Consider the following 22,269-nt stretch of genomic DNA (forward strand, 5'->3'; position numbering starts at 1 on the left):
CCAACTTTTTATTATTCCCAGTCCGGATCGGCAGTTTTCATGTCGGTTCGGGCTGGCATTGTCAGGGCAAGCCACCCCTTCTTCCCCGGCCAGACATGTGTTTTGTATTGCGCAAAATTCTCATAATGCAGGACAAAACAATTTCCCTGTCGCGTGATATTTGATGAACAATAAAGCGCGAGCGGTGTCATCATTCCAGTCGTAAGCGCCTTTGCCAGACTTTCCCGGGCAGTCCAGATCAGACTGGCGCACGCGACATCCGACAGACCAAGGTCCGCAAACCGACGTTGCGTCTTCTCATCAAGGCCGGACAGGACAGGGGCAATATCCTGCTGTGTTGGTAAATCGATATCGACCCCCATTGGATGGGCCCGATGAAAAATCAATGCCACGGCGTAGCTGGCTGAATGCGAGATTGAAATTCCCACTTGCGCAACATCACTTGCCGAGCTATCCGCCAGCAGAATTGGCTGATCAAAAACACCCTTTTCGACAGAGATTTTTTGCATGTCTGCGGATGGGCAATGGTGTTTAAGTGCCAACTTTGCCGCCAAACGCCCAACCGTATAGCTGTCCTTGCGGCGTATATGTTCGAACCTGTCACGACGATCCATTTCGCGTGGATGAAAATATGAACGCATCAAGGCGGCATCATTGGCAGGGCTATTCACCGCATCAAGGTCAATTACAGCCAATGTTGCCCGCAAAAGATCAGGCGCGTCAAAGCTGCCTGAAGCAATGGGTCGATCCATCAGCAAGGTCTGAATTTTAACAGCGTTAGGCACAAGCAATTTAAGACCTCATTTGGCGAAACAGAATATTCATTGCCCCATAAACAAAAGAAATGCCCAAAGCATGCTTTGGGCATTTCCAAATAATATCAGTGTTCCGGTTTAGGAAAACCGTTACGCTTTGGCAGTAGCTGCCCCACCGGTCGACTTGGCAGTAGTCGTCTTGCCACCCTTAACAAATTCCGATGCCTTACGTTTGCCTTCTGCAAACTCATCCTGGAATTTCTCAGATGCTTCATCTGCGTCAAAGTTGGCAACCGTGCCACCCTTTGCAAAATGCCATGCAAACACACGACCAAGCGCATAGGTGCATGCGGCAGCAAAAGTTGGCATTGCAACAACACCAAAAATCGTCCCGACAACCGGCACCCGACGGATCAGGCTCGCCGTGGCATAACCGACACCGGTAACCGGCAGAACCGTTGCCACCAAGGTCGAGATGGAACTCTTGATTGCATTTTCCGAGAAGGGAATACCGTAAGCATCACAAAGCTTCGCAACCATACGAAGCTGGATCGTGCTGCTTGTCGCCATTTCAAGGAAAGGAATTGGTACAAGCCCGCCAACTGCTGCGTAAGCAGCGTGACGATGAATGCACCCGCGCACCAAGGCACGGAGTTCGGCTGCCTCTTCTAGCGCAACTTCTTCAGTCTCTTCAACGTTCTCTGCTTCGCTCATAATCGCCTCTTTGCAAATGTCTGTTGGCCAACAGATAAGTTACTCAAAAACCTATACTGTCAGCAGTTTAACCCAACTTATAGTTTATCGCAATCGACAGAAACCATTACTGTTTAATGTCTGCCTTCATCTCAGGTTGTGCTGCGGGTTCGCGCCCGGCCGGTGTTCCTGCAGCAGAACTCGATGCATCATAGATCGGCGCAATGGACTGCATGACTTTTTGCATTGTGCCCGGCGCGGCTGGTTGTTCCGGTGCTGAACCGGAAGGAGCCGTCTGCGATGCCGAAGCAGGCTGCGATGCGTTTGGTTTCATCGCCGGTTCCGGGGTTGCCGCAGCCGATCCACGGCCTGACCCCGGTTCGCGCAATCCGGGTGAGATCGCATTCTGTGGTGAAATCTCCCCGCCACGGGCATTGAAATCACTTGCCGATGGCAATGTACTTTCCTGATCGCCGGTCAATTCGGCGCCTGGTTCTTCGGACTCCCGCGATGATCCAGGCGCATCCGCAGTATTTAAGATAACCGGCAGGCCATCCCGGCCACCAATAATGATCGTTTTGCTGTTTTTGGATGTTGCCAGCGACATGGTGGCTTCAATGCCGCGCAAACGCAGATATTCTTCGGTGATCGTTTTGGCCACGATATCCTGGAATTCACGAATACCTTCGGCTTCAATTTTTTTGCGCTGCTTTTCTTTTTCTTCGCGTGCCAGTCGGAAATCATATTCCAGCATGGCCTGATACTGTTCGGCTTTGCGCTCGATCGCATCGGCAACACGCTCTGGCAGTTTTACCGACCGGATCAAGACGTCCTCAACTGTGACCAACCGCCCCTGGAAGCTTTGATTGACCAATGACGAGCCAAGTTGATTAACCATCCGCTCAAGAATTTCTGCCTGAATAAAGGCGCGGGTTTCGGTGTAAAGCTGTTCAGGGGTATAGCGTGAAATCAACTCACGCGCATGCGATCCGATTTCCGGATAAACAAGAACTTCCGGGTAATTCGGCCCAACAAGTTTATGGAGCATCCCGGCCGCTTCGCGGTTGATGCGATACCGCACAGCAATATCAACTTCCATCGAAAGACCGTTCGATGAAATCGTGTCATAGACACGTGCCTGATTTTGCAAACGGGCGTCATAGATGAACATTTCATCCCACGGGAAGATTAACTGAACCCCTTCACCATAGGTATGTTCAACAACAGTCCCGCCAAAGAACCGATACCACATAACCCCGACATGCCCCGACGGGATGGTGATAAAGATTTGTGGTGCTAACGCGATCATACCAATCAGCACAAAAAAGATCGTGATCAGCAAACCGGTCTGAAAACGTTGAAGAACGTCGTGCAGCCAATTGACGATCCGCCTGACGATCCCGGCTGGGCGCGCATTTTCATCACCGCCATTTTCAACGCCGCCTGCGGAAGCTGTGGTGCCATCAACCATTCGTTATCTCGTTCTCAAATGCGTCTTTGTGAAAAGTCGATTGCACGTCAATATTCATCCAAATCCTTGATTTTCTCGCGCACGTCCCGTGATGGCCGGGCAACGATCTGCACCAGAAAATCACCAATCGGCGTGATAACAATCGCCAGGATGAAATGCCCCAAGAAGCCAAAGGACGTCTTGCGCCCCAAAAGACCGCAAACGACCGCAGCAAGGAGATAAAGTATAATAATCATCAAATGCATAGCTTGAATTCCGCAGCCTTGAGTTTGCCCTGTCTGATCAATCAGGCCGCCTTGGCACCCTGAGCGACCTTGAAACCTTCTTTGAACTTTTCTTTAAAGTACGGTTCTGCCTTTTCCGGATCAAAGTCCTGCAAAGTCCCGCCGATCGCATAATGCTTCAGAAATACCCGGCCCAGCGCATAGGTAAACGCAGCATTGAAACCCGGCATGGTCAGAATACTCAAAGTTGAGCCAACCACGGGGATTACTTTGGCAAGCCCCGAAAAAATCCCCGTCGCCAAAAACGATTTTCCCAAAACACTTCCGGAAAGACTGGTCATCATCGTCGCAATGACGGCCTGCCCACTGTTTTTCTGGAAATCCACTTGATACAGGCTGCTCAACTCGGCCAGCATCTTTAGCTGCACCGCGACGATGGCTGCCGAATCGAGAACGGGAATCGGAATCAAGCCAGTACCAGCTGCCCACATTGTATTACGTCTTACAATGCCGCGTCCCAGCCGATTCTGCTTGTTGCGTTTTAGACGCTCCAAACGTGAATTCCCCATATCGCTCCCCGGTTTTGTTAGATTGGCAAAGCATAAACGCTAAATTTTCACACTGCAAATCGATTCAGGGGGTTATGCGCACTTGACCCTTGATCTCTCGCAACCGACGATAGACAAGAAGCGATCATTTGATCCACCCACTATCCATGATTTTTGATCGTCATTCTGATTGATCGCTGGAGCAACGAATTTGAGTCTGACAGTAAAGATCGGTGTAGCGTTGTTTCTGGTGCTTGCAGCCGCGCTCAGCATGACCACCATGCTTAATTATCTGCGTTTCGAACAGACATTGCGTACGCTGTTGACTCAACGGATCAATGTCATCAGTAACGAAACCACGCAGGATCTTCTTGCCGGAATTGATCTTGGGCTTCGTTTGGAAAACATGGAAAACCTTGATGCGATCCTTGACCGTCGCCTTGGCATGTCATTGGAAATCACCCGTATCACGGTTGCCAACTGTCAGGGCGCATCAATTGCCCAATCTTCCAAAACACCAGAAGAAAATGCAATTACCGCAGCTTCCCTTGAGAACCACACGGGATCAAGCTGGACCAATTTCGGCAAACAGGGTGTCGTCACCGGGACAACATTGCGCGATAGCCTTGGGCAATGTGCGGGCATTCTAACGGTCACCGCTGACAGCACCGACTATTTCCGAAAATTGGACGGAGCATATACCGAAATGTGGAAATCGGCCGCTACCGGGATGCTTGCCATTATTCCTGTGTTGGGACTTCTTTTCATCTTGATGCGTCGCCGCCACCGCGTTTTTTCCGAACTTCACGAAGATATAGAGCGCGCCCTTTCTGGGCAAAAAGGCACAGGTACCCGTCATGACAAAGATGCTTTGACACAAAGCGAGATGGAATTGATTGCGCTTTACCGTGAACTTCGTGATCAACTGCCACACAACGCCCCATTGACAAACGGTGATGATTCTTCGGAGAAATCCAAATGACCGAACCATTACCGTCAACATCACCCAACAGCAATCCAATCAAGCCCACTGCCCGTCGGATCCTGCCCAAAGGGGCAATATGGATTTTGCTGCTGTTTAGCACCTTTGCCTTATGTGCAGCCTTGATCGGAATTTCCTGGCGCGCAGCCGACCTTGCACGTGCGGACTTGCAATCAGAGATCCGCCAAAAGGCCGAAATCGAAGCCAGAACTTTGGCCGAAAAGCTTGAACATGCCCTGCGACTGGGCATCCCGCTGGACGGGATTGTCGGGTTTTCGACGGTCGTTGACCAATTACAGGATGGTGATCCTGATTTACGCTTTGCCGCCATTGTTCATGGTCAAAACGTTTTGTATGGCGGCGGACTTACAACCGATGCCATTGGTCAGGCACTTGAGCGTGCGACGCATGAGGATACACAACCTGATATCGTCACCCGTGTTGCTGTTGCTCATGATAACGATAGCAATGTCGTCGATGATTTAGCGATTGTCGTTGGACATGACCGTGCTGCTTTGATGCGTCCGGTCACGGATAATCTGTTTGATATCGCAATCATTTTCATCATCACGCTTGCCCTGTCTTTCGAACTGGTTCTTCTGGTTCTGACCGTCAATGTGGCATTACCAATCCGGGTCGCAACACGGGTTTTAACCAATGTTCGGGAGCGGAAATTCACAATCCTGCATGGTCAATCAACGCGAGATGAAATCGGCAGCTTCATGGAACATATTAACACCGTGATTAGCCGGACCGCGCACAAGGCCGGGATCAAGCCCCGCCGTGAACGCGAAGTCAAATTGATCGGTGTGCGTTTGCTTGCGTTCATGTTTGTTCTGGCCGAAGAACTGGCGCGCCCCGTCATGCCGACTTTCTTTAGCCAAATCACGGCATCAAGCGTTGATGGTCAACTTGGCGCAGGCATTGTCATGGCCGTCCATTTGCTGATGGTCGCGATCGCAATGCCACTTTGCAGCCTGTTTCAGGAACGTGTTGGTTCCTTGCGCATGTACCTTGCCGGTGCGCTCCTTGCGACCATCGGGCTGTTTGGGACGGCCTTTGCTACCGGCCTTTGGGATTTGATGCTGTGGCGCGCACTATCGGGGATCGGCTATGCCACAACCTTTGTTGCCTGTCAGTCCTATGTTCTTGATGCAACCACCGACAAAAACCGGACCCAGGGCACGGCGATGATGGTCAGCGGCATTATGCTTGCTGACATCTGCGGACCAGCCGTTGGCGGTATTTTTGCCGGGCATTTTGGCGAGAACATTACGTTCCTTACGGGTGCCACAGTCGCCTGCCTTGCGGTTGCACTTGCCTTCTTCTTAATGGACAACATGGTGCGCGGGAAAACGCCACCGCCAATCCCGACCCGCAAAGCTTTCAAGGCAATGGTAGCCAATCGCCAATTACAGGTTCTGGTCCTGTTTGCTGCCGTTCCTGCCAAAATGATCTTAAGCGGATTCCTCTATTACCTGACGCCAATGATATTGTTCCAATCGGGTGCGACGATGGCCGAAACCGGTCGTGTCATTATGCTGTATGGCCTTGTAGCGCTTTTAACCGGCTGGGGTGCTGCGCGATGGACAGACCGCAAACAAAATGAAACACGGGCGGTCGGGATTGGCGGTGCTTTAACCGCAATTGGGTTGTTACTGGCAGGTTTCATGCCGCAATACGCCGTCTTTGCCTGCGCGGTTGCCATGCTTGGCCTTGCGCAAGCGACCTCTATTCCAGCGCAAGTGTCCGCCAGCTTGAAAATCAGTTCCGATTTCACACGTGACCACGGAACAGGCCCGGTGTTGGCTGTTCTAAGGTTGGCTGAACGGCTTGGCGGTGCATTAGGGCCATTGCTTGCAGCAGGGCTAAGCCTTTGGATCGGGAACAGCAATGCCATTTTGTGCTTTGGGGTTTTTGCCGCTATTTCGGTGATTTTCTTTGAAATCTTTATCGGGCATGTCACCCCCAATCCCGATAGAAAACCCGCCATTCAGAAGGTTGTATCATGAACCATCTGTTCAAAGCATTTTACATCCTTGTTGTCGCGCTGGTGATCACGCCCCTGACCATGCAATCGGGCTGGGCACAGGAAACCAAGGCCAAACCACTGAATATTGCAATGATCCTGTGGCGTGGTGAAACCCGTGTTGAAGAAGGCTTTCGCGCCTATTTCAAGGAACGTGACATTGCTGTAAATCTGCAAATCTACGACACCGAACGTGACCTTGGCCGCATCCCTGGCATTCTGGACTCCATCCGCAAAAACCCGCCGGATCTGGTCTATACGTGGGGAACAGGCATTACCGCGACCGTTGCCGGTAAACATGACCAAGTCGATCCCGACAAGAACATTACCGAACTTCCTGTGGTTTTTGTCATGGTTTCATCGCCGTGGAAAACCGGTATCGCGGCACCAGCAGGACAATCACGCCCCAACGTTACGGGTGCGACCCATATCGCACCACTGGCCGCACAAATACAGGCCATCCGTGCCTATCGCCCAATGACGAAACTGGGTGTTGTCTATAACAGTTCAGAAGACAACTCGGCCTCCAATATCGAGGATTTAACCGCCCTTGGGGCTGAGATGGGGTTTGACGTTCTGACTGCCCCGCTTGGCCAGAACAATGAAGTGCCATCTGCTGATGATATCGCCCCGGCTGTTTCTGACCTTGCCAAACGCGGGACAGATATTCTCTATATCGGTCCGGACAATTTCATTGGAACGCATCGTGACGCCCTGACAGATGCCGGCTTTGCCAACGGGCTTGCCGCCTTCACCGCCACCGAGCTTGAAGTCCGCGACGGACATGCGATGCTTGGCCTTGTCAGCCGCTATGAGCTGGTTGGTCGGCTTGCTGCAAACAAGGTCGAAGACATCCTGATCAATGGCGTATCACCGGCCAACATTCCCATTGAGACACTTGATCGGTTTTCCTATCTGATCAGACTCTCGTCAGCGCGCAAACTGGCACTTTATCCACCGCTTTCACTTCTTGATTATGCTGAAATCATCGAATGACGAAGATCATCCGTCTTGTCGAAATCCATCTTCCTGCGGTAATTGCGTTGCATCATGACGTAATTGTCGACATCGATCCGGCACTTGTCGCGGCCGAGACGGACGCCTTTTTCAAAGATCATATGTCTGATTGCGGCCAGATATTTGGCATTTTTGACCAAGATACCCTCGTTGCCTATGGCGTATTGGGGCTTCCGCGACCAGATGATCCAAATTTTGGAACCGACCATAATTTGCCAACCGACTTATTGGCAGAAGTCGCCCATATCGATGGTGTCGCTATACGCAAAGATTGTCGCGGACAACACTGGCAACAAAAACTGACACTTCATCGCCTGCAACAGGCCCGGGCATCCGGCCGCAAGATCGCACTCACCACTGTTGCCCCTGGAAATTTTGCGAGCCTGATCAACATCCTTTCTGTCGGGATGACCATTCGCGGCCTGATAGATAAATACGGTGCAAAACGGTTTTTGATGCGTCTGGACCTCGACAAGGCATTAACAACCATCACCCACGACAAGATTACCGACTGGTGCCCGGCAACAGATTTTACCCGGTGTCATGATTTTTTGAATTCTGGATATATTGGCGTGACGTTCCGAAAAATCACGTCGCAAAGCGTGCCTGAAATCGGCTGGATACTGCGTCACTGCATATAGGTGTAGTCTGGTTTCCCGGCCTGCGAAACGCTGTCACGCTGATCATAGTATTGCTGCCAGTCACAGGCATGCAGATCGGTTTCCCAATAACAGGCTGCTCCCTTGTGGAAGGGCAAAAAGTTGCCTTTGTCTTGCAGATCATCTGCAACAACGCTGCTGAATGTCGGGAACTCGGTTTTCAAATTTTCGATATTTTCATGGATGATACGTGTGATCCAGTAGACGACATATGGATCGGCTGGTTCATAGGCCAGAAGGGACGCCTTGAAGCCATATGAACTGATGGCTTCGTTTTGTCCACTATATGTCCGTGCTGGCAAAACCTGATTAAAGAAATACTGGTTGGCGTCAACCAGCTTCTGGGTCAAAGGCCCGCCCATGCCTATAACCCGCGCATCACAGGTAATACTTTCTTCGATAATGGATGCCGGGTGCCCGATCCACAGACCGAATGCATCAATGTAATCTTCGCAAATACCAAGTCGGTTATAGTCCTGTGCAACCGTGTAAACCGTTTCCAGGTCTTCAAGCTTGATTCCGTATTGCCCCAGAATTTCCAGCCACAATTCACGCGAAGCGGATCCTTCTGGTCCGATATTGATCCGTTTGCCGTGCAAATCCGCAATGCTGTTGATGTCTGAATCCTGACGCACAACCAAAAGTCCCATCTCGTCATGCAGTGACATGACCGACCGTGCACCGGGGATTGGATTGATACCCGCTTCCGCTTCCCAGTTATTGTTCGACTGAACAATCGTCAACTGAACCCGGCCTTCTTTCATCAGCTGAATATTGCTTCCCACCCCTTGTGATCGCAGTGGGACACAATGAACATGATGACGGGCATAAGACTTGCGCATCATATCGCAGATTTTTGCCGCAACCTGAAAATAAACACCGTTCGTACTCCCGCTATAAATCGCGGCATAGAAGGACCGTTCATGCTTTCCATCGCCCATGATCTCGGTCGTATTGGAAAGTGCAATAAGACTGTCAGGATCGCGAAATTTTCGACGATACTGAGACAACGGAACGGCGTCGGGCTTATAGATCAACCCATCGTACAAATCAGGATTGGGCTTCGGCGGTGTTATGTCATCGGTATTGTACTGGTCGACGTCAAAAGTTTGCGCTTCTGGCGACGAAGCAGCAACTTGTGCAGCAGCACCAAAGCTTACCCCGCATCCAAAACACAGAGATGCGATCAACCACTTTGTTTTCTGTGCAAAATCAGAAGACAGGAACCACAAGGTACAATTCACCACAAACAATATGCGCAACGATCTTCAGTCTACTGGATTCCACCACCAACCGTCGAGCATCAATATAGCACTACCCAAACAAATAATGAGGAGCATGTTCCAAGTTTCTCAGACATTTACCCCGCACTTTCGCACAAATTATGTTTGACGATTCATGATAGGCTTATCATAACCAAGAATATGATCAAACTTGCCTATACTTCGCCATAGGGTCCAAACACCTAGGAACATTCTGTGACACCCTTGAATGCCTTTGCACCAGAACGTGACGAGATATATCAGGCATTAGAAATTATCTCCTCATGGCCAGACTATTGTCAAAGTCCCTTGCTCCCATGCCCGGGGCTTGCGGCAGAACTTGGTGTTGGCGCGGTCTGGATCAAAGATGAGAGCAAACGGTTTGGCCTTGGCGGTGTCAAGGCGCTTGGTGCGCCATATGGCTTGAAACAACAGCTTCTTAAACTTGGGCTTGAACCCGGCAGTCTTGAATGCCGAAACTATGTCGCAATTGCCGCGACCGATGGCAATCATGGTCTTGCGACCGCTTGGGCTGCTGAAAAGTTCAATTGCCGGGCAAGGATATTTGTCGGCGGCGACGTTGATCCGGCCCGGATGCGGCGCATTCAAGACAATGGTGCTGAACTGGTTTATGTCAACGGCACCTATGATGATGCGGTGATTGCGGCCAGTAATGCCGCAACCGCCCCGGATGCATTGTTGATTACCGACACAGATTACAAAGGTGATCAGGACGTCACCCGTGACATCATGGCCGGATACGCTGTTCTTGGCGTTGAATGCGCCCGTCAACTTCACGAACAAAATGCTGAAATTGACAGCATGTTTTTACAATGCGGCGTTGGCGGCATGGCCGCGGGCTGTGCGATTGGCATGTGGCATGAAACGCGGATGAAGCCAAAAGTTTACACGGTCGAACCCGAAAGTGCCGCCTGCGTCAAATCGAGCATTGATCGCAATACATTGACCCGTGTGCCGGGAAAATTGCTGACCCGCATGGTTGGACTGTCTTGTGGTTGCCCCAGTCTGTCTGCATTTGAAATTCTTCGGGAAGTCTCAGTGGGCAATATCGTCATTGACGATGCAATTGCACAGCGCGTGCAAGACAGACTGACATCGGGCGTTGGCGCAGACCCGGCACTTGATACCTGGGATACCGGAATATCTGGCATTTCTGGCCTATGGCATGTCGCCGAAAACCCGGCATTACGCCAAAAATTCGGGATCACCCCGACCAGTCGCCTGCTGGTCATCAATAGCGAAGGCGCAATCCCGGACGAATATCTTTGATGGATAACGTATCATTATTGCGCCCCCTGCTGGACAGTTCATCTCGCCATGATACAGTTGTGCGCAACAATGTCGGGATGGTTTTTTGGGGACCGGTAAATCAATGAAGTTGCTGGAATTGTTATCCTTAGATGATAACAAGCTTGTCGCGAAACTTGTCGTTGCCGGTATCCTTTCCGGTGTCGGCAGCGCAGCACTTCTTGGCATCGTGAACATGGCCGCCGAGGAAATCGCCGACAATGGTGTTGATAAGGTCAACTGGCTGTTGGCATCTGGCTTTATCTTGATTGCCGTCGTCTATTTTCTCGCCGAGGTATTTTTGATCGGCCGCATCGCCCGTCAGATCGAAGCCGGTATTGATCGGGTCCGCAAGAAACTGCTTTCACAAATCGCTGATGCCGATTTTGCCCAACTTGAAGTTTTCGGCCAGACACGGCTTTTTGACAGCATTACTCAAAGCTCTCAAAGCATCTCGCAACATTCCCACATGATCGGGATGGCGTTTAGAAGCCTGTTGTTGCTGGTTGCGGTTATGGCCTATGTCTTCTGGCTCTCAATGTTGGCCTTTTTTATTATTGTGATCGTCGTCGGGACCGGCATTGCCATCTATTTGCGGATGAATAAAACCCTGACCGAGTGGTTTGGTAAACTCCATCAGGTTGAAACAACCCTGTTTGGTAAAATTTCCGATCTGTTTGCCGGTATCAAAGAAGTCCGTATGTGGTCGAAACGCAGCGATACTTTCGCAATTGCGTTTGACAAGGCATCCGCGAACAAGGCCGAAATCGGCAAATCCGCCCAAGCCATGATCTCTCGCCAAATGATCATGGGTATTTCTGCCTTTTATATCCTTCTGGCGATTATCGTTTTTATCGTACCGGTTTATTCCGACAGCATTGATACGGATGTCGCAAAAATCAGCACCGCGGTACTTTTCATGATTGGGCCAATCAGCATTATTGTCCAATCAATGTCCGTTCTCGGGATGGCCGAACAATCGGCAGGGCGCATGATCCAGCTTTCAAATGACCTTGAAGCTATCCGTGAACCCATTGCCGAAGATGGCATGACGCTGAGCGAGAATTTTGATCAGGTCAGCTTTGATGATGTTTTCTTTACCTACCCTAACCGCGACGCACGCCATGGATTTGCCCTTGGTCCGATTGACCTCACAGTCAAACGCGGAGACCTTTTATTCATCACGGGTGGAAATGGTGCTGGAAAATCGACCCTGATCAAGTTGCTCACCGGGCTTTACCGCCCGACTTCCGGCAAGATCAGGATCAATGGAACTCAGCTTGGGCCGCAAAGCCTCTTTGCCTATCGCAATCTGATCGCGACCGTGTTTTCCGACTCTCATTTGTTTGAAGACCTTTCCGGTGCGGCTGAAATCTTGGACGAAGATGAGCAATACTGGATCGAACGGTTTGAATTATCCCATGTGACGGGCATTCGCGACGGGCAGTTTGTCACCATTGACCTGTCTGCAGGTCAACGCAAACGCCTTGCTCTCATCACAGCAATCCTCGAAAAACGGCCGATCATTGTTCTTGATGAATGGGCGGCTGATCAGGACCCTTATTTCCGCAAGAAGTTTTACCGTGAAATTCTGCCGGAACTAAAACAGCGCGGGATAACAATCATCGCCGTTACCCATGACGACCATTATTTTGATATCGCGGATCGCCGGATGCATCTTGAAACAGGCAAGCTGACCGAGCTTGACCTTAATGATCCACGCGGGAGGATTTAACATGTTGTTATTTAAAATCCTTCGCACCCGCGCCAAGATCAGTATGCGGACTGTTATTGCCCTTCTGACCATGTCAGCCGTGTCTACGACCATGGTTCTGGTCATTGTAAATATGGCATCCGATCAGGCCGAAGAAGGCGCTATCAGCCTCCGCTTGTTGGCTTTGATGTGTTTGTCGCTGATCGGGTTCATCTGGTCTCAGCACAAGGCAGATACCCTTGTTTCCGCAGAAGTCGAAAACATCCTGCACCAATTCCGCCTGTCGCTGTTTGACAAGGTCCGCACATCCTCGCCCGAGACACTTGATGCTGTCGGCCAAGGGCCCATCCAAAGTGCGATGACCCAGGAAATGCAGACGATTTCAAACACATTGCCGATGCTGATGAATGGCGTCCAGCAATTGGTTTTGATCTTGTTTGTCAGTCTCTATCTTGCGTGGCTGTCGCTGTTTGCCCTAGCCTTGATTGCAGTGCTTGCTGCCTTGGCCATCGGTATTCATCTTTATCGTATTAAACGGGTTAATGTTGCCATTCGCGACGCCGCCGAGGATGAAGGAAAACTGTTTGGTGGATTAAGTGATCTGTTGAATGGCTTCAAGGAAGTGAAGATGAACAATCTTCGCCGCGATACCTTGATCTCGCGACTTCACGAACAATCCTTGCGGACCCGCGACACCAAGGCCGAAATCAAACAGCAATGGAGCCGCGAAACATCGGCCGTGCAGCTTGCCTTTTACGTGATGATGGCTGCGATGGTCTTCATCGTACCTATTTTCACATCCGACTATCATGACGTCGCAGTACAGGTCACAACAGCAACCCTGTTCCTGTTTGGTCCGATCGGATCAACCATCATGACCCTGCCAAGTTTTAATGAAACGGAAGCAGCGCTGGCAAAGGTTATTGGCCTGCAAGAAGAACTTGGAGAAGCGCTTGGCAAACAACAGGACCAAGAAGCAAAAACCCACACCATAAATGAGAACAAAACCCCGCTTGGTGCCATTACCGAGATTGTCCTTAAAGATGTGCGTTTCACCTATCCCGGACCGACGGGTGGGTTTTCTGTTGGTCCCTTGAATGCCAGCTTCAAACGTGGCGAGATCGTCTTCATCACCGGTGGCAACGGGGCAGGGAAATCGACGATGATTTCGCTTTTGACCGGCCTCCGTGCCATTGATGACGGTGAAATTCTGGTCAATGGCACTTCATTGCGCGTCGATCAGCTTCAGGAATATCGCGATCAGTTTGCCTCGGTCCTGTCGGGATATCATTTGTTCGACGAGCTTTACGGGATTGATCCGATTGATGCGGATAAGGTCACGGAATTGCTTACACAGATGGAAATTGCCGATAAGGTTACCCTTGAGGGCAACACATTTTCGACCATTTCCCTATCACAGGGACAGCGCAAACGATTAGCCCTGATTACCGCCCTGCTTGAAGAAAAGCCGGTTCTTGTTCTTGATGAATGGGCAGCGGATCAGGACCCGCATTTCCGATCGGTCTTTTACGAAAAATTGCTGCCGTCCCTGCGCAAACAAGGCAAGATTCTGATCTGTGTCACCCATGATGACAGATGGTTCCATCTTGCTGATCGTATCTATCATGTTCAAGATGGCGTGTTTGATGCAGCCCGCGAATAAGGCTTAATCTTCAAGCACGCGTGCGATCACACTTGTTACCGCATCCCCGTGATCGGTGATGAAGAAATGACCGCCAGAATAAACATGCTTTGCAAAATGGCCGGTGGTCGCATCACGCCAACCATCAAGCTGTTCTGGCACCGGGCTTGTATCATCCACCCCGCCAAAAACCGTAATCGGGCAAGACAGTTTCGGCAATTCATCCGACACGGCCGTTTCAGAAAGCTTGAAGTCGAAACGAAGCGGCCCTTCAAACAGATCGCGATATTCCGCGTTCTCAAGAATTTCGGTTGGCGTACCGCCATATTTGGCAACTTCCTGCCAAAACGCCGCCGACGATAAATTGTGTAATGGCGTACGCGTCATTGCACAATCCGGGCTGCGCCTTGCCGCTAGGAAAAGATGTTCAGGCCCCAGCGCCCCTTCTGAAACAATCTGACAGGCCAGATGATGGGAAATGATCGCCCCCATGGAATAGCCAAAAAACGCATAGGGCTTATCGGTCAAAGGCAGGATCGCATTGCTGATTTCAGCAACCATCACATCGATTGTATCAATCAATGTTTCGCCGAACCGTTGCTCCCGGCCCGGCAAACACACCAATACCAATTCAACATCATCAGGCAGTGAAGCACGCCAGGATCGGTAAAATGATGCACCGCCTCCGGCAAATGGAAAACAGAACAATCGCATCCGTGCTGGCACCTGACCCGATACAGTCACGAACCACTTGCTGCTCTCCATTGATGCCTCGTTCCTGTCCTGTGCAAACCTGCCTTACTTGTTACCATCCTGTCGCAATGAATGAAGAAATATTTCGACCAATTGGCATCACATACCGTTTTGACGCGCAGCAAATGCGTCTTGGATGGAGCTGAATAACAGCGGACTACTTGGCGATAAAGGCCCGCCAGCTGCCAAGTTTTGTAATCTCGGTCGCGCCCACCAAGCCAGCCCCTTCGCACAGGAAGCCCTTTTCCATCATACCGTCTTCAAGCTCGACCGAGCCAAGACAAAGCGGCGATGGAATACCGGCAAGGAACCCGCCGACTTCCGATTTTGGCAAGGCCCAGACCTCAACGTCAATCGCCCCGCCACCTTCGGCCACGGCAACCATCCCCGGTCGTTTTGGCGGCCTCCCGGCCAAGGCGTAGAAATTATATTTTGCTGCGGTTTTGGTTTTGCGAATTAAACGGGCTCCCCGATCGGTCAGTTCACCGTTTAGCGGCAAGCCGGACATATGCGCACCACAAACAACCATCCCGATTTCATCTTCGCCAATGGTCGGATCCGGCAGATCTGGTTTGATGCGTTCCCAACCGGTCGCGCCCACATCACCGCTTTCCATCGCCATTGCCAATGAAGCAACCATGGCATCTTCGCCCATGCGCGCCAGAATGGTCAGACTGCCTGGACGGCCATCTTGGCGCGGACCTGTCGGCACTGCGATACCGCACATATCAAGCAAATTGACGAAATTGGTATAGGTTCCCAACCGTGAATTCGGCCCGATTGGATCGGCTGTAATGTCATCAACCGAAACAAAATGCGGGATGGTCGGCACACAGATAGCGTCAATGCCAACAAGGGCTTCTTCGCATTCGCGTGCAAGTTCTTTCAGACGATAAATGCCGTTAAACGCATCCACCGCCGACAATTTCAAACCCGGCTCCAGAATGGCGCGTGTCGTCGGGTGCAGGGTTTCGGGCTTTGCGGTCAACCATTCACCAACGGCCGCGACCCGTTCAGCCACCCAGGCACCTTCATAAAGCATCTTGGCGACATTATAGAACCGCGTGAAATCGATCTCGGTGACTTCGCATCCCAGCAAAGAAAGCTTTTTCACATCTTGATGGAAGTGGTCGCGCTGAACCTTGTCATCAAATGTTTCAAGCGTTTTGGCATCGGGAACGGCAATGCGCATTGGCTGGACCGCGCCAAGACCGCCCGATTTGGGGAACTTGCGCGCATAGGCATCCGCCCCATCATATTGGGCGGCAACTTCAAATACTTCCCACGCATCAGATACGCCCAGTGCAAAGATCGAAATCGTATCAAGGGTACGACATGCCGGTACCACACCGCTTGCCGACAATGCGCCCAAGGTCGGTTTCAGGCCGACAAGACTGTTGAGTGCCGCAGGTACACGCCCCGATCCAGCTGTATCAGTGCCAAGTGAAAATGTCGCAATACCATGCGCCACAGCAACAGCGGAGCCCGACGATGACCCGCCCGGTACAATTGCCGGATCAATGGCGTTTTTGGGAACCGGATACGGGCTTCGCACCCCGACAAGACCGGTTGCGAACTGATCCAGATTGGCTTTGCCCAAACAAATCGCGCCCGCCTCACGAAGCTTCGCGATGACAAAGGCATCACCCGTTGCGTCGTAGGCAAAATCAGGACAGGCCGCCGTTGTCGGCATGTCCAGCACATCAATATTGTCCTTGGCAACAAATGGCACCCCCCACAAAGGCCTGCCATCATAGGCACCAAGTTCCTTGGCGGCGGCAATCGCTGCTTCGCGCGCCGCATGGATGAAAATGCCCGGATCGTTGGTGGCATCAAGCCTGCGAAACGCTTCTACGATGACCTGTTCTGGACTCACACCAGATGTGTATGCCTGCCGCAAGGCGACAAGTGTGAAAGGAAGATCAGCAATCATTTTCGGTGTTCCGTCTGTGGCGTTGTTGTAATTTTCAAGGCGGATAAAAATCAGGCAATTTCGCGTTCGGGAGCCTGCGGCGCCGCCGAAAGCAATTCAAGGGTATAGGGGTGTTGCGGATTTTCCATCACCGTCGCGACGGGACCGGATTCAACGATGCTGCCATTTTGCATGACGATCACGTGATCACAGAGCAACCGCACAACATTCAGATCGTGACTGACAAACAGATAGCTCATGCCAAGTCGCACCCGAAGATCGGCCAAAAGGTTCAGGACAAGTGCCTGTATCGACACATCAAGGGCGGCTGTGGGTTCATCAAGGATCAGGAAATCAGGTTCCGTCGCAAGCGCACGGGCAATGCCAACGCGGGCCTTCTGCCCACCGGATAACTGATGGGGAAACCGGTCAAGAAGATGTGCCGGGAACCCCGTCATTTCCGCAAGTTCTTCGGTGCGGGTGCTCGCCGCATTACCGCGCATCCCCATCAGGCGATGCAACGGATCAGCAATTGCTTGGCGGGCAGTAAAGCGCGGGTTCAGGCTGTCTGTCGCATCCTGAAACACCATCTGGATTTTGGGCCGCAATGGGTGCTTGGCAAAGTCTGCTGCAGGCAGTGTCGCAATATCTTCGCCACGATAAAAAATGCTTCCCGATGTTGAATCAAGCAACCGCACCAACATTGATGACGTTGTTGATTTTCCACATCCGGATTCCCCGACCAGCCCGACACTTTCACCTTCGTGAATGGTAAAGCTGATTTTCTTGACCGCATGTACCGGACCGCTTTTACCCTGATAGGTCTTGGTAAGGTTGATCACGTCAATCAGCGGTTTTTCACTGATGATGTGCGGTTCAAGGTCCGGTCGCTCACCATCCGGCAAAAGGGATCTGATGGTGCCGGTTCTGCGCGGGGTCGCATGGACTAGTTTACGGGTATAGGCGTGTTGCGGGTTGGTAAACAGCTCAACCGGATCACCGGCCTCAACAATCAGACCATCTTTCATCACCACGATCCGGTCGCAATATTGCGATGCCAGACCAAGATCATGGGTAATCAGGATCGATGACATCCCGCGTGCACGTACCAGATCATCAACCAAATCCATAACCGCCTTTTGGGTGGTGATATCAAGTCCTGTGGTCGGCTCATCGGCAATGATCAGTTTCGGATCACACGCAAGGGCCAGCGCAATGACAATACGTTGACACATGCCACCCGATAGTTCGAACGGATAGGCCTCGTAACGGGCGGCCGCATCACGGATTTTAACCGCTTCAAGGGCCTCTATCGCTTTGGATTTCGCGTTATGGCGCGTGGCCCGACTGTGGCGGCGCAAAACGTCTTCGATTTGATGACCAACTTTGCGGATCGGGTTCAGGGCCGCGCGCGGGTTTTGGAAAATCATGCTGATTTCCCGCCCGCGAATGTCGCGCATATCGCGCTCGGACGCGCGGCGCAGATCAATCCCGCCATAAACCGCTTCGCCGGATTTGATCGTGCCGCCAGCATCAAGAATACGCATCAGGGCATAGGATGTGACCGATTTGCCCGATCCGCTTTCCCCGACAATGCCAAGACGCTCGCCCTTGGCCAGTTCGAAATTAATCCCCTTGACCGCATTGACTTCGCCGTGACGGGTGCGGAAGGCGACACTCAATCCTTTGATGGATAGCATTTTTATGTCCTCCGACGTGGATCGACGATATCGCGCAACCCATCGCCCATCAGATTGAATGTCAGAACCGCAATCATCAAAGACAGCCCCGGAAACAGTGCCATCCACCATTCACCAGACACGATGAAGTTTGCACCTTCGGCCACCATGATCCCCCATTCCGGGGTCGGTGGACGCACACCAAGACCGATGAAGCTCAGCCCCGCAGCATTCAGGATCGCCCATCCAAGGTTCAACGACACCTGAACCATCATTGGCGGCAAAGCATTCGGGAAAATGTGCAAAGCCAGAATGCGTGTATCGCTGTTCCCCGATAACTTTGCGGCAAGGGTAAAGCCGGCATTGCGGCGAATATTGACCTCTGCCCGGACAAGGCGGGCGTAAAACGGGATGTTAATAATCGCAGTCGCGTAGATGATATTTGCCACCGAATTGCCAAGGGCCGCAACAACCCCCATCGCCAGCACAAACAGCGGAAAGGCCATGATGGTATCAAGAACGCGGTTCAGCGTGATATCTGTCCAACCCCCGCGATACCCTGCAACGGCCCCCAGAAACGATCCAATGACAAATGAAAGTGCGACCGCCGCAACCGAAATTACCAGATCAAGACGGGTGGCGACTACCACGCGGCTAAACACATCGCGCCCCAGATTGTCCGTTCCAAACCAGTGGGTCAGAGATGGGGGCTGCAAGACGCTTGTCGCATCGGTTGCCAAGGGGTCATAGGGCACGATTGACGGGCCAAAAACAGCAGCGAAAATCAAAACCCCGAACATCGCAAATGCAAGGGCTGTAACCGGATTTTCGCGCAGCACATAAACCAGATGGGCAAAGCCACCAGATTTGGCTTTAACCGGTGTTGTGATCGGCTTTCCGGTTGCCGGTTCCAAGGCGGGCGTTTCGGAAGCAGAAGGCAAAATCTTGTTCATTTACCGTATGTCCCGAAACGCGGATCAATCAGCGAATAAGCCAGATCAATCATCAAATTGAGGAAGACGAAAAGAAACGCCATCGCCAGAACGAACCCCTGAACTGCGGCATAATCCGACACAATCAGGGCTTCGACCGCATAGGACCCAATCCCAGGCCATGCAAAGACCTTTTCGACCAGAACATTCGCGCCTAGCACAAAGGAAAACACCATACCAAGCGTGGTTACGACCGGCAGAAGCGCATTGCGAAACGCATAACCGTACAAAATACGCCCTGATCCCAATCCAGCCGCCCGGGCAGTCCGGATATAATCGGATGACAGAGCCGAAAGCATTGCCGCACGTGTCATGCGCGCAATCGGTGCAAGGGTGAAAAGCGCCAGTGTCACGGCAGGAAGAATGAGCTGCTTGAGTGCGCCGAACCAGGTTTCCCAATCCCCATCAACAGCAGCATCAATCAGGAAGAACCCCGTCACATGCGGCGGATCAAGATAGACAAAATCAAGCCGCCCCAACGGGGATGGCGAAATACCCAGCAGATAATAGAAAATGTAAATCAGCATCACGCCGGTAAAGAAGGTCGGAAGCGACACCCCCATCGTGACGAGCAAACGACAGCATTGATCAATCCAGCTTCCCGGTCGTGTTGCTGCCAAAACGCCAAGCGGAACAGCAACCAGACAAGACAGTATCAAGGCACTTAACGTCAATTCAAGCGACGCCGGAAGACGACTGGCCAGTTCGGTTAAGACCGGTCGTCCGGTCGAGACCGATTGACCAAGGTCGCCTTTGAACAGTTGCCCAAGATAGACCATAAACTGTTCGGGAAGCGACTTATCCAGACCAAGCTTCACCCGTGTTTCTTCGATGGTTTCGGGTGTTGCCATAATACCGGCAAATTGGACAGCCGGGTCACCAGGCAAGGCACGCGTCAGGACAAAGCTGATAACGATGACCCCGAACAGGACCGGAATGGCCTGTGCGATGCGTGTCAGAACGCTGGTTCCCCGGACTGCCATGTTTTTAGCTTTCCACCGATGTCAGACCACGAATGTCAAGTTGACGGTGGAACCAGAATTCATAACCACCCGCCCCGTTCAAGGCGACGTTCAGGGCCGGCTGCCACAGTGGAATACGCGGCAGGTCTTCAAAAACGATATCGATCATTCGCATGATCTTTGGCGCATATTCCGGATCGTCCATCGCCATATGAAGGGTTTCATTGGTCAGTTGTTCAACCTCGGCATTGGCATAGTTCGACGAGTTGAACAGATGTCCTTCCTGATAGGCCCAGAAGAAGTAATAATCCGGCGTATTCAGCCAACCGCCGAAGTTTTCCAGATGGAAATCAAGGCGCTTTTCAACCAGTGCCGCCGTGCGCCAATTGGCCCCCGGGATTTTTTCGATCTCGACCTTGATGCCAAGTTTGCCAACGGCTTCCTGAATAAGAAGTGCAGCAGGTTCCATCCATGATGAAAGATCGGTTGAAATCGAAAGCTTGGTTTCAAATCCATCGGCAAAGCCCGACTTGGCCAAATGTTCCTTGGCCTTGTCCAGATTGGTGTCATAGGGCGACTTGCGCGGCCATGCGATGTCGGTTGCTTTTGGCCCACCACCCCAAAGCGGCGCTCCGCGGCCATAGGCCGCAGCATTAAAGATCGCGTCATATGGCACGGCATAGGCAATCGCCTTGCGCACATCAGGGTCCTGGAACGGTTCGAACTTGGTGTTCAGGCACAATGAATGAATGCAGTTTTCAATCGGGGTTGAATGCACCGTGACTTTATCGGCAAGTTCAGCCGCATCTTTATCGGGAATATCAAAGGCAACCTGAACATCACCACGTTCAATCAGTGCACGGCTGGTTGCTGCCGAGGGTACTTCGCGCATGATCACGCGGCGGATCGGCGGGGTCGGTCCACCAACCCATTTGTCGTTACGTTCAAACACAACCTGTTGACCGGCATCCCAGCGGGTCACGGAATAGGCCCCGGAACCGATCGTGTTCAGATGCAGATATTCCATCGCCCATGGATCATCGGTGGTCGCATTTTCCATCGCGACCTTGGAATTGATGATGAAGGGAACCGGCACCGCCAGATCAGGCAAAGACAGCTTGGAAGGCTGATCCAGTGTGATGACAAAGGTTTCGTCATCAATCGCTTCGAACTGATCTGCGCGCGAGAAACCGCCTGCCTTCATCTGAACAGTCGGGAAGCCCCCGACGCTGACCGCGCGATCAAATGACCATTTGACGTCTGCTGCGGTAACTTTGCTGCCATCATTGAAAACGGCATCGGATTTCAGCTTGAAGGTGATCTTCATACCGTCTTCAGAGAAGGTCCAGCTATCAGCAAGTTCAGGAACGATGGTTGAATAGTCATAGGAAAGACCACCACCTTCTGCCGGCTTGGTGCCAAACGACACCAGACGATCATAACAATTCACAGCAATCTGATAGCTCGCACGGTTGGTTCCGGTGCGGTGCAAATCAAGACTGTTTACCGTTTGCCCCGACACGGCAACCAAGGTGTCACTGCCTGCGGCAAGTGCGGAGAACGTCCGGGCGAACGGCAAGGTACCTGCAAGTACGGCACCGGCTTTTAGGAAATTGCGTCTCGTAGGCATCGTCAAAACCCCCATGAACAGCTTACTTGAATCACTG

19 protein-coding genes are annotated in these 22,269 nt (G+C 51.8%); 7 read left to right on the forward strand and 12 right to left on the reverse strand.

Annotated features, from left to right (window positions below; all coding sequences use genetic code 11):
* Positions 1–11 precede the first annotated feature (11 nt).
* The 5 genes from ACQ0MK_RS14115 to ACQ0MK_RS14135 form a co-directional block, all read right to left on the reverse strand.
* A complete protein-coding gene (locus ACQ0MK_RS14115) occupies positions 12–752 on the reverse strand; it encodes a 4'-phosphopantetheinyl transferase family protein (RefSeq protein ID WP_430473164.1) in 741 nt (246 codons plus the stop codon).
* Positions 753–905: 153 nt separating this feature from the next.
* Positions 906–1,469 (reverse strand): YcjF family protein, encoded by a 564-nt coding sequence (locus ACQ0MK_RS14120; protein ID WP_430473165.1) that lies wholly within the window; start codon positions 1,467–1,469, stop codon positions 906–908.
* A gap of 106 nt (positions 1,470–1,575) precedes the next feature.
* Complete coding sequence (locus tag ACQ0MK_RS14125; RefSeq protein ID WP_430473166.1) at positions 1,576–2,919, reverse strand: SPFH domain-containing protein; 1,344 nt, start codon at positions 2,917–2,919, stop codon at positions 1,576–1,578.
* A 47-nt stretch (positions 2,920–2,966) separates the two neighbouring features.
* Positions 2,967–3,164 carry a hypothetical protein gene (locus ACQ0MK_RS14130; protein ID WP_350048620.1) on the reverse strand — a complete coding sequence of 66 codons (198 nt, stop codon included), beginning with the start codon at positions 3,162–3,164 and terminating at the stop codon, positions 2,967–2,969.
* 41 nt (positions 3,165–3,205) lie between these two features.
* Positions 3,206–3,712: a YcjF family protein gene (locus ACQ0MK_RS14135; protein WP_350162286.1), complete on the reverse strand. Its 507-nt coding sequence runs from the start codon at positions 3,710–3,712 to the stop codon at positions 3,206–3,208.
* A 190-nt stretch (positions 3,713–3,902) separates the two neighbouring features.
* Between ACQ0MK_RS14135 and ACQ0MK_RS14140 the strand changes: the two genes are divergently transcribed.
* From ACQ0MK_RS14140 to ACQ0MK_RS14155, 4 genes are read left to right on the forward strand one after another with little or no spacing between them, the layout of a single operon-like run.
* Positions 3,903–4,673, forward strand: a complete 771-nt coding sequence (locus ACQ0MK_RS14140; protein ID WP_430473167.1) for a hypothetical protein — start codon at positions 3,903–3,905, stop codon at positions 4,671–4,673.
* A complete protein-coding gene (locus ACQ0MK_RS14145) occupies positions 4,670–6,685 on the forward strand; it encodes an MFS transporter (protein WP_430473168.1) in 2,016 nt (671 codons plus the stop codon). Before ACQ0MK_RS14140 ends, ACQ0MK_RS14145 begins: the two co-directional genes overlap by 4 nt.
* Positions 6,682–7,698 carry an ABC transporter substrate-binding protein gene (locus ACQ0MK_RS14150; protein ID WP_430473169.1) on the forward strand — a complete coding sequence of 339 codons (1,017 nt, stop codon included), beginning with the start codon at positions 6,682–6,684 and terminating at the stop codon, positions 7,696–7,698. The genes ACQ0MK_RS14145 and ACQ0MK_RS14150 overlap by 4 nt, the downstream gene beginning before the upstream one ends.
* The gene (locus tag ACQ0MK_RS14155) at positions 7,695–8,360 is read left to right on the forward strand and encodes a hypothetical protein (protein ID WP_430473170.1); all 666 of its coding nucleotides are present in this window, start codon (positions 7,695–7,697) and stop codon (positions 8,358–8,360) included. Before ACQ0MK_RS14150 ends, ACQ0MK_RS14155 begins: the two co-directional genes overlap by 4 nt.
* Here ACQ0MK_RS14155 and ACQ0MK_RS14160 read toward each other — a convergent pair.
* Complete coding sequence (locus ACQ0MK_RS14160) at positions 8,348–9,625, reverse strand: TAXI family TRAP transporter solute-binding subunit (protein WP_430473171.1); 1,278 nt, start codon at positions 9,623–9,625, stop codon at positions 8,348–8,350. The two genes, ACQ0MK_RS14155 and ACQ0MK_RS14160, sit on opposite strands and share 13 nt — an antisense overlap.
* Positions 9,626–9,856: 231 nt before the next feature.
* Between ACQ0MK_RS14160 and ACQ0MK_RS14165 the strand changes: the two genes are divergently transcribed.
* The 3 genes from ACQ0MK_RS14165 to ACQ0MK_RS14175 all read left to right on the forward strand — a co-directional run bounded on the left by ACQ0MK_RS14165 (position 9,857) and on the right by ACQ0MK_RS14175 (position 14,325).
* Positions 9,857–10,930 carry a pyridoxal-phosphate dependent enzyme gene (locus ACQ0MK_RS14165; protein ID WP_430473172.1) on the forward strand — a complete coding sequence of 358 codons (1,074 nt, stop codon included), beginning with the start codon at positions 9,857–9,859 and terminating at the stop codon, positions 10,928–10,930.
* Between the two features lie 103 nt (positions 10,931–11,033).
* Entirely contained in the window at positions 11,034–12,683 is a 1,650-nt protein-coding gene (locus ACQ0MK_RS14170; RefSeq protein ID WP_430473173.1) for a cyclic peptide export ABC transporter, read from the forward strand.
* Position 12,684: 1 nt separating this feature from the next.
* A complete protein-coding gene (locus ACQ0MK_RS14175; RefSeq protein WP_430473174.1) occupies positions 12,685–14,325 on the forward strand; it encodes a cyclic peptide export ABC transporter in 1,641 nt (546 codons plus the stop codon).
* 3 nt (positions 14,326–14,328) lie between these two features.
* Here the strand turns inward: ACQ0MK_RS14175 and ACQ0MK_RS14180 are convergent, their stop codons facing one another.
* The 6 genes from ACQ0MK_RS14180 to ACQ0MK_RS14205 all read right to left on the reverse strand — a co-directional run bounded on the left by ACQ0MK_RS14180 (position 14,329) and on the right by ACQ0MK_RS14205 (position 22,232).
* A complete protein-coding gene (locus tag ACQ0MK_RS14180; protein ID WP_430473175.1) occupies positions 14,329–15,069 on the reverse strand; it encodes a thioesterase II family protein in 741 nt (246 codons plus the stop codon).
* Positions 15,070–15,214: 145 nt separating this feature from the next.
* Positions 15,215–16,990 carry an allophanate hydrolase gene (gene atzF / locus ACQ0MK_RS14185; RefSeq protein ID WP_430473176.1) on the reverse strand — a complete coding sequence of 592 codons (1,776 nt, stop codon included), beginning with the start codon at positions 16,988–16,990 and terminating at the stop codon, positions 15,215–15,217.
* 50 nt (positions 16,991–17,040) lie between these two features.
* The gene (locus tag ACQ0MK_RS14190) at positions 17,041–18,669 is read right to left on the reverse strand and encodes a dipeptide ABC transporter ATP-binding protein (protein ID WP_430473177.1); all 1,629 of its coding nucleotides are present in this window, start codon (positions 18,667–18,669) and stop codon (positions 17,041–17,043) included.
* Positions 18,670–18,671: 2 nt separating this feature from the next.
* Positions 18,672–19,601 (reverse strand): ABC transporter permease, encoded by a 930-nt coding sequence (locus ACQ0MK_RS14195; RefSeq protein ID WP_430473178.1) that lies wholly within the window; start codon positions 19,599–19,601, stop codon positions 18,672–18,674.
* Entirely contained in the window at positions 19,598–20,623 is a 1,026-nt protein-coding gene (locus ACQ0MK_RS14200; protein WP_430473179.1) for an ABC transporter permease, read from the reverse strand. Before ACQ0MK_RS14200 ends, ACQ0MK_RS14195 begins: the two co-directional genes overlap by 4 nt.
* 4 nt (positions 20,624–20,627) lie before the next feature.
* Positions 20,628–22,232, reverse strand: a complete 1,605-nt coding sequence (locus ACQ0MK_RS14205; protein ID WP_350048592.1) for an ABC transporter substrate-binding protein — start codon at positions 22,230–22,232, stop codon at positions 20,628–20,630.
* Positions 22,233–22,269 lie beyond the last annotated feature (37 nt).

It is taken from the genome of Thalassospira lucentensis (genome assembly GCF_050516545.1).
Lineage (GTDB): Bacteria > Pseudomonadota > Alphaproteobacteria > Rhodospirillales > Thalassospiraceae > Thalassospira > Thalassospira lucentensis_C.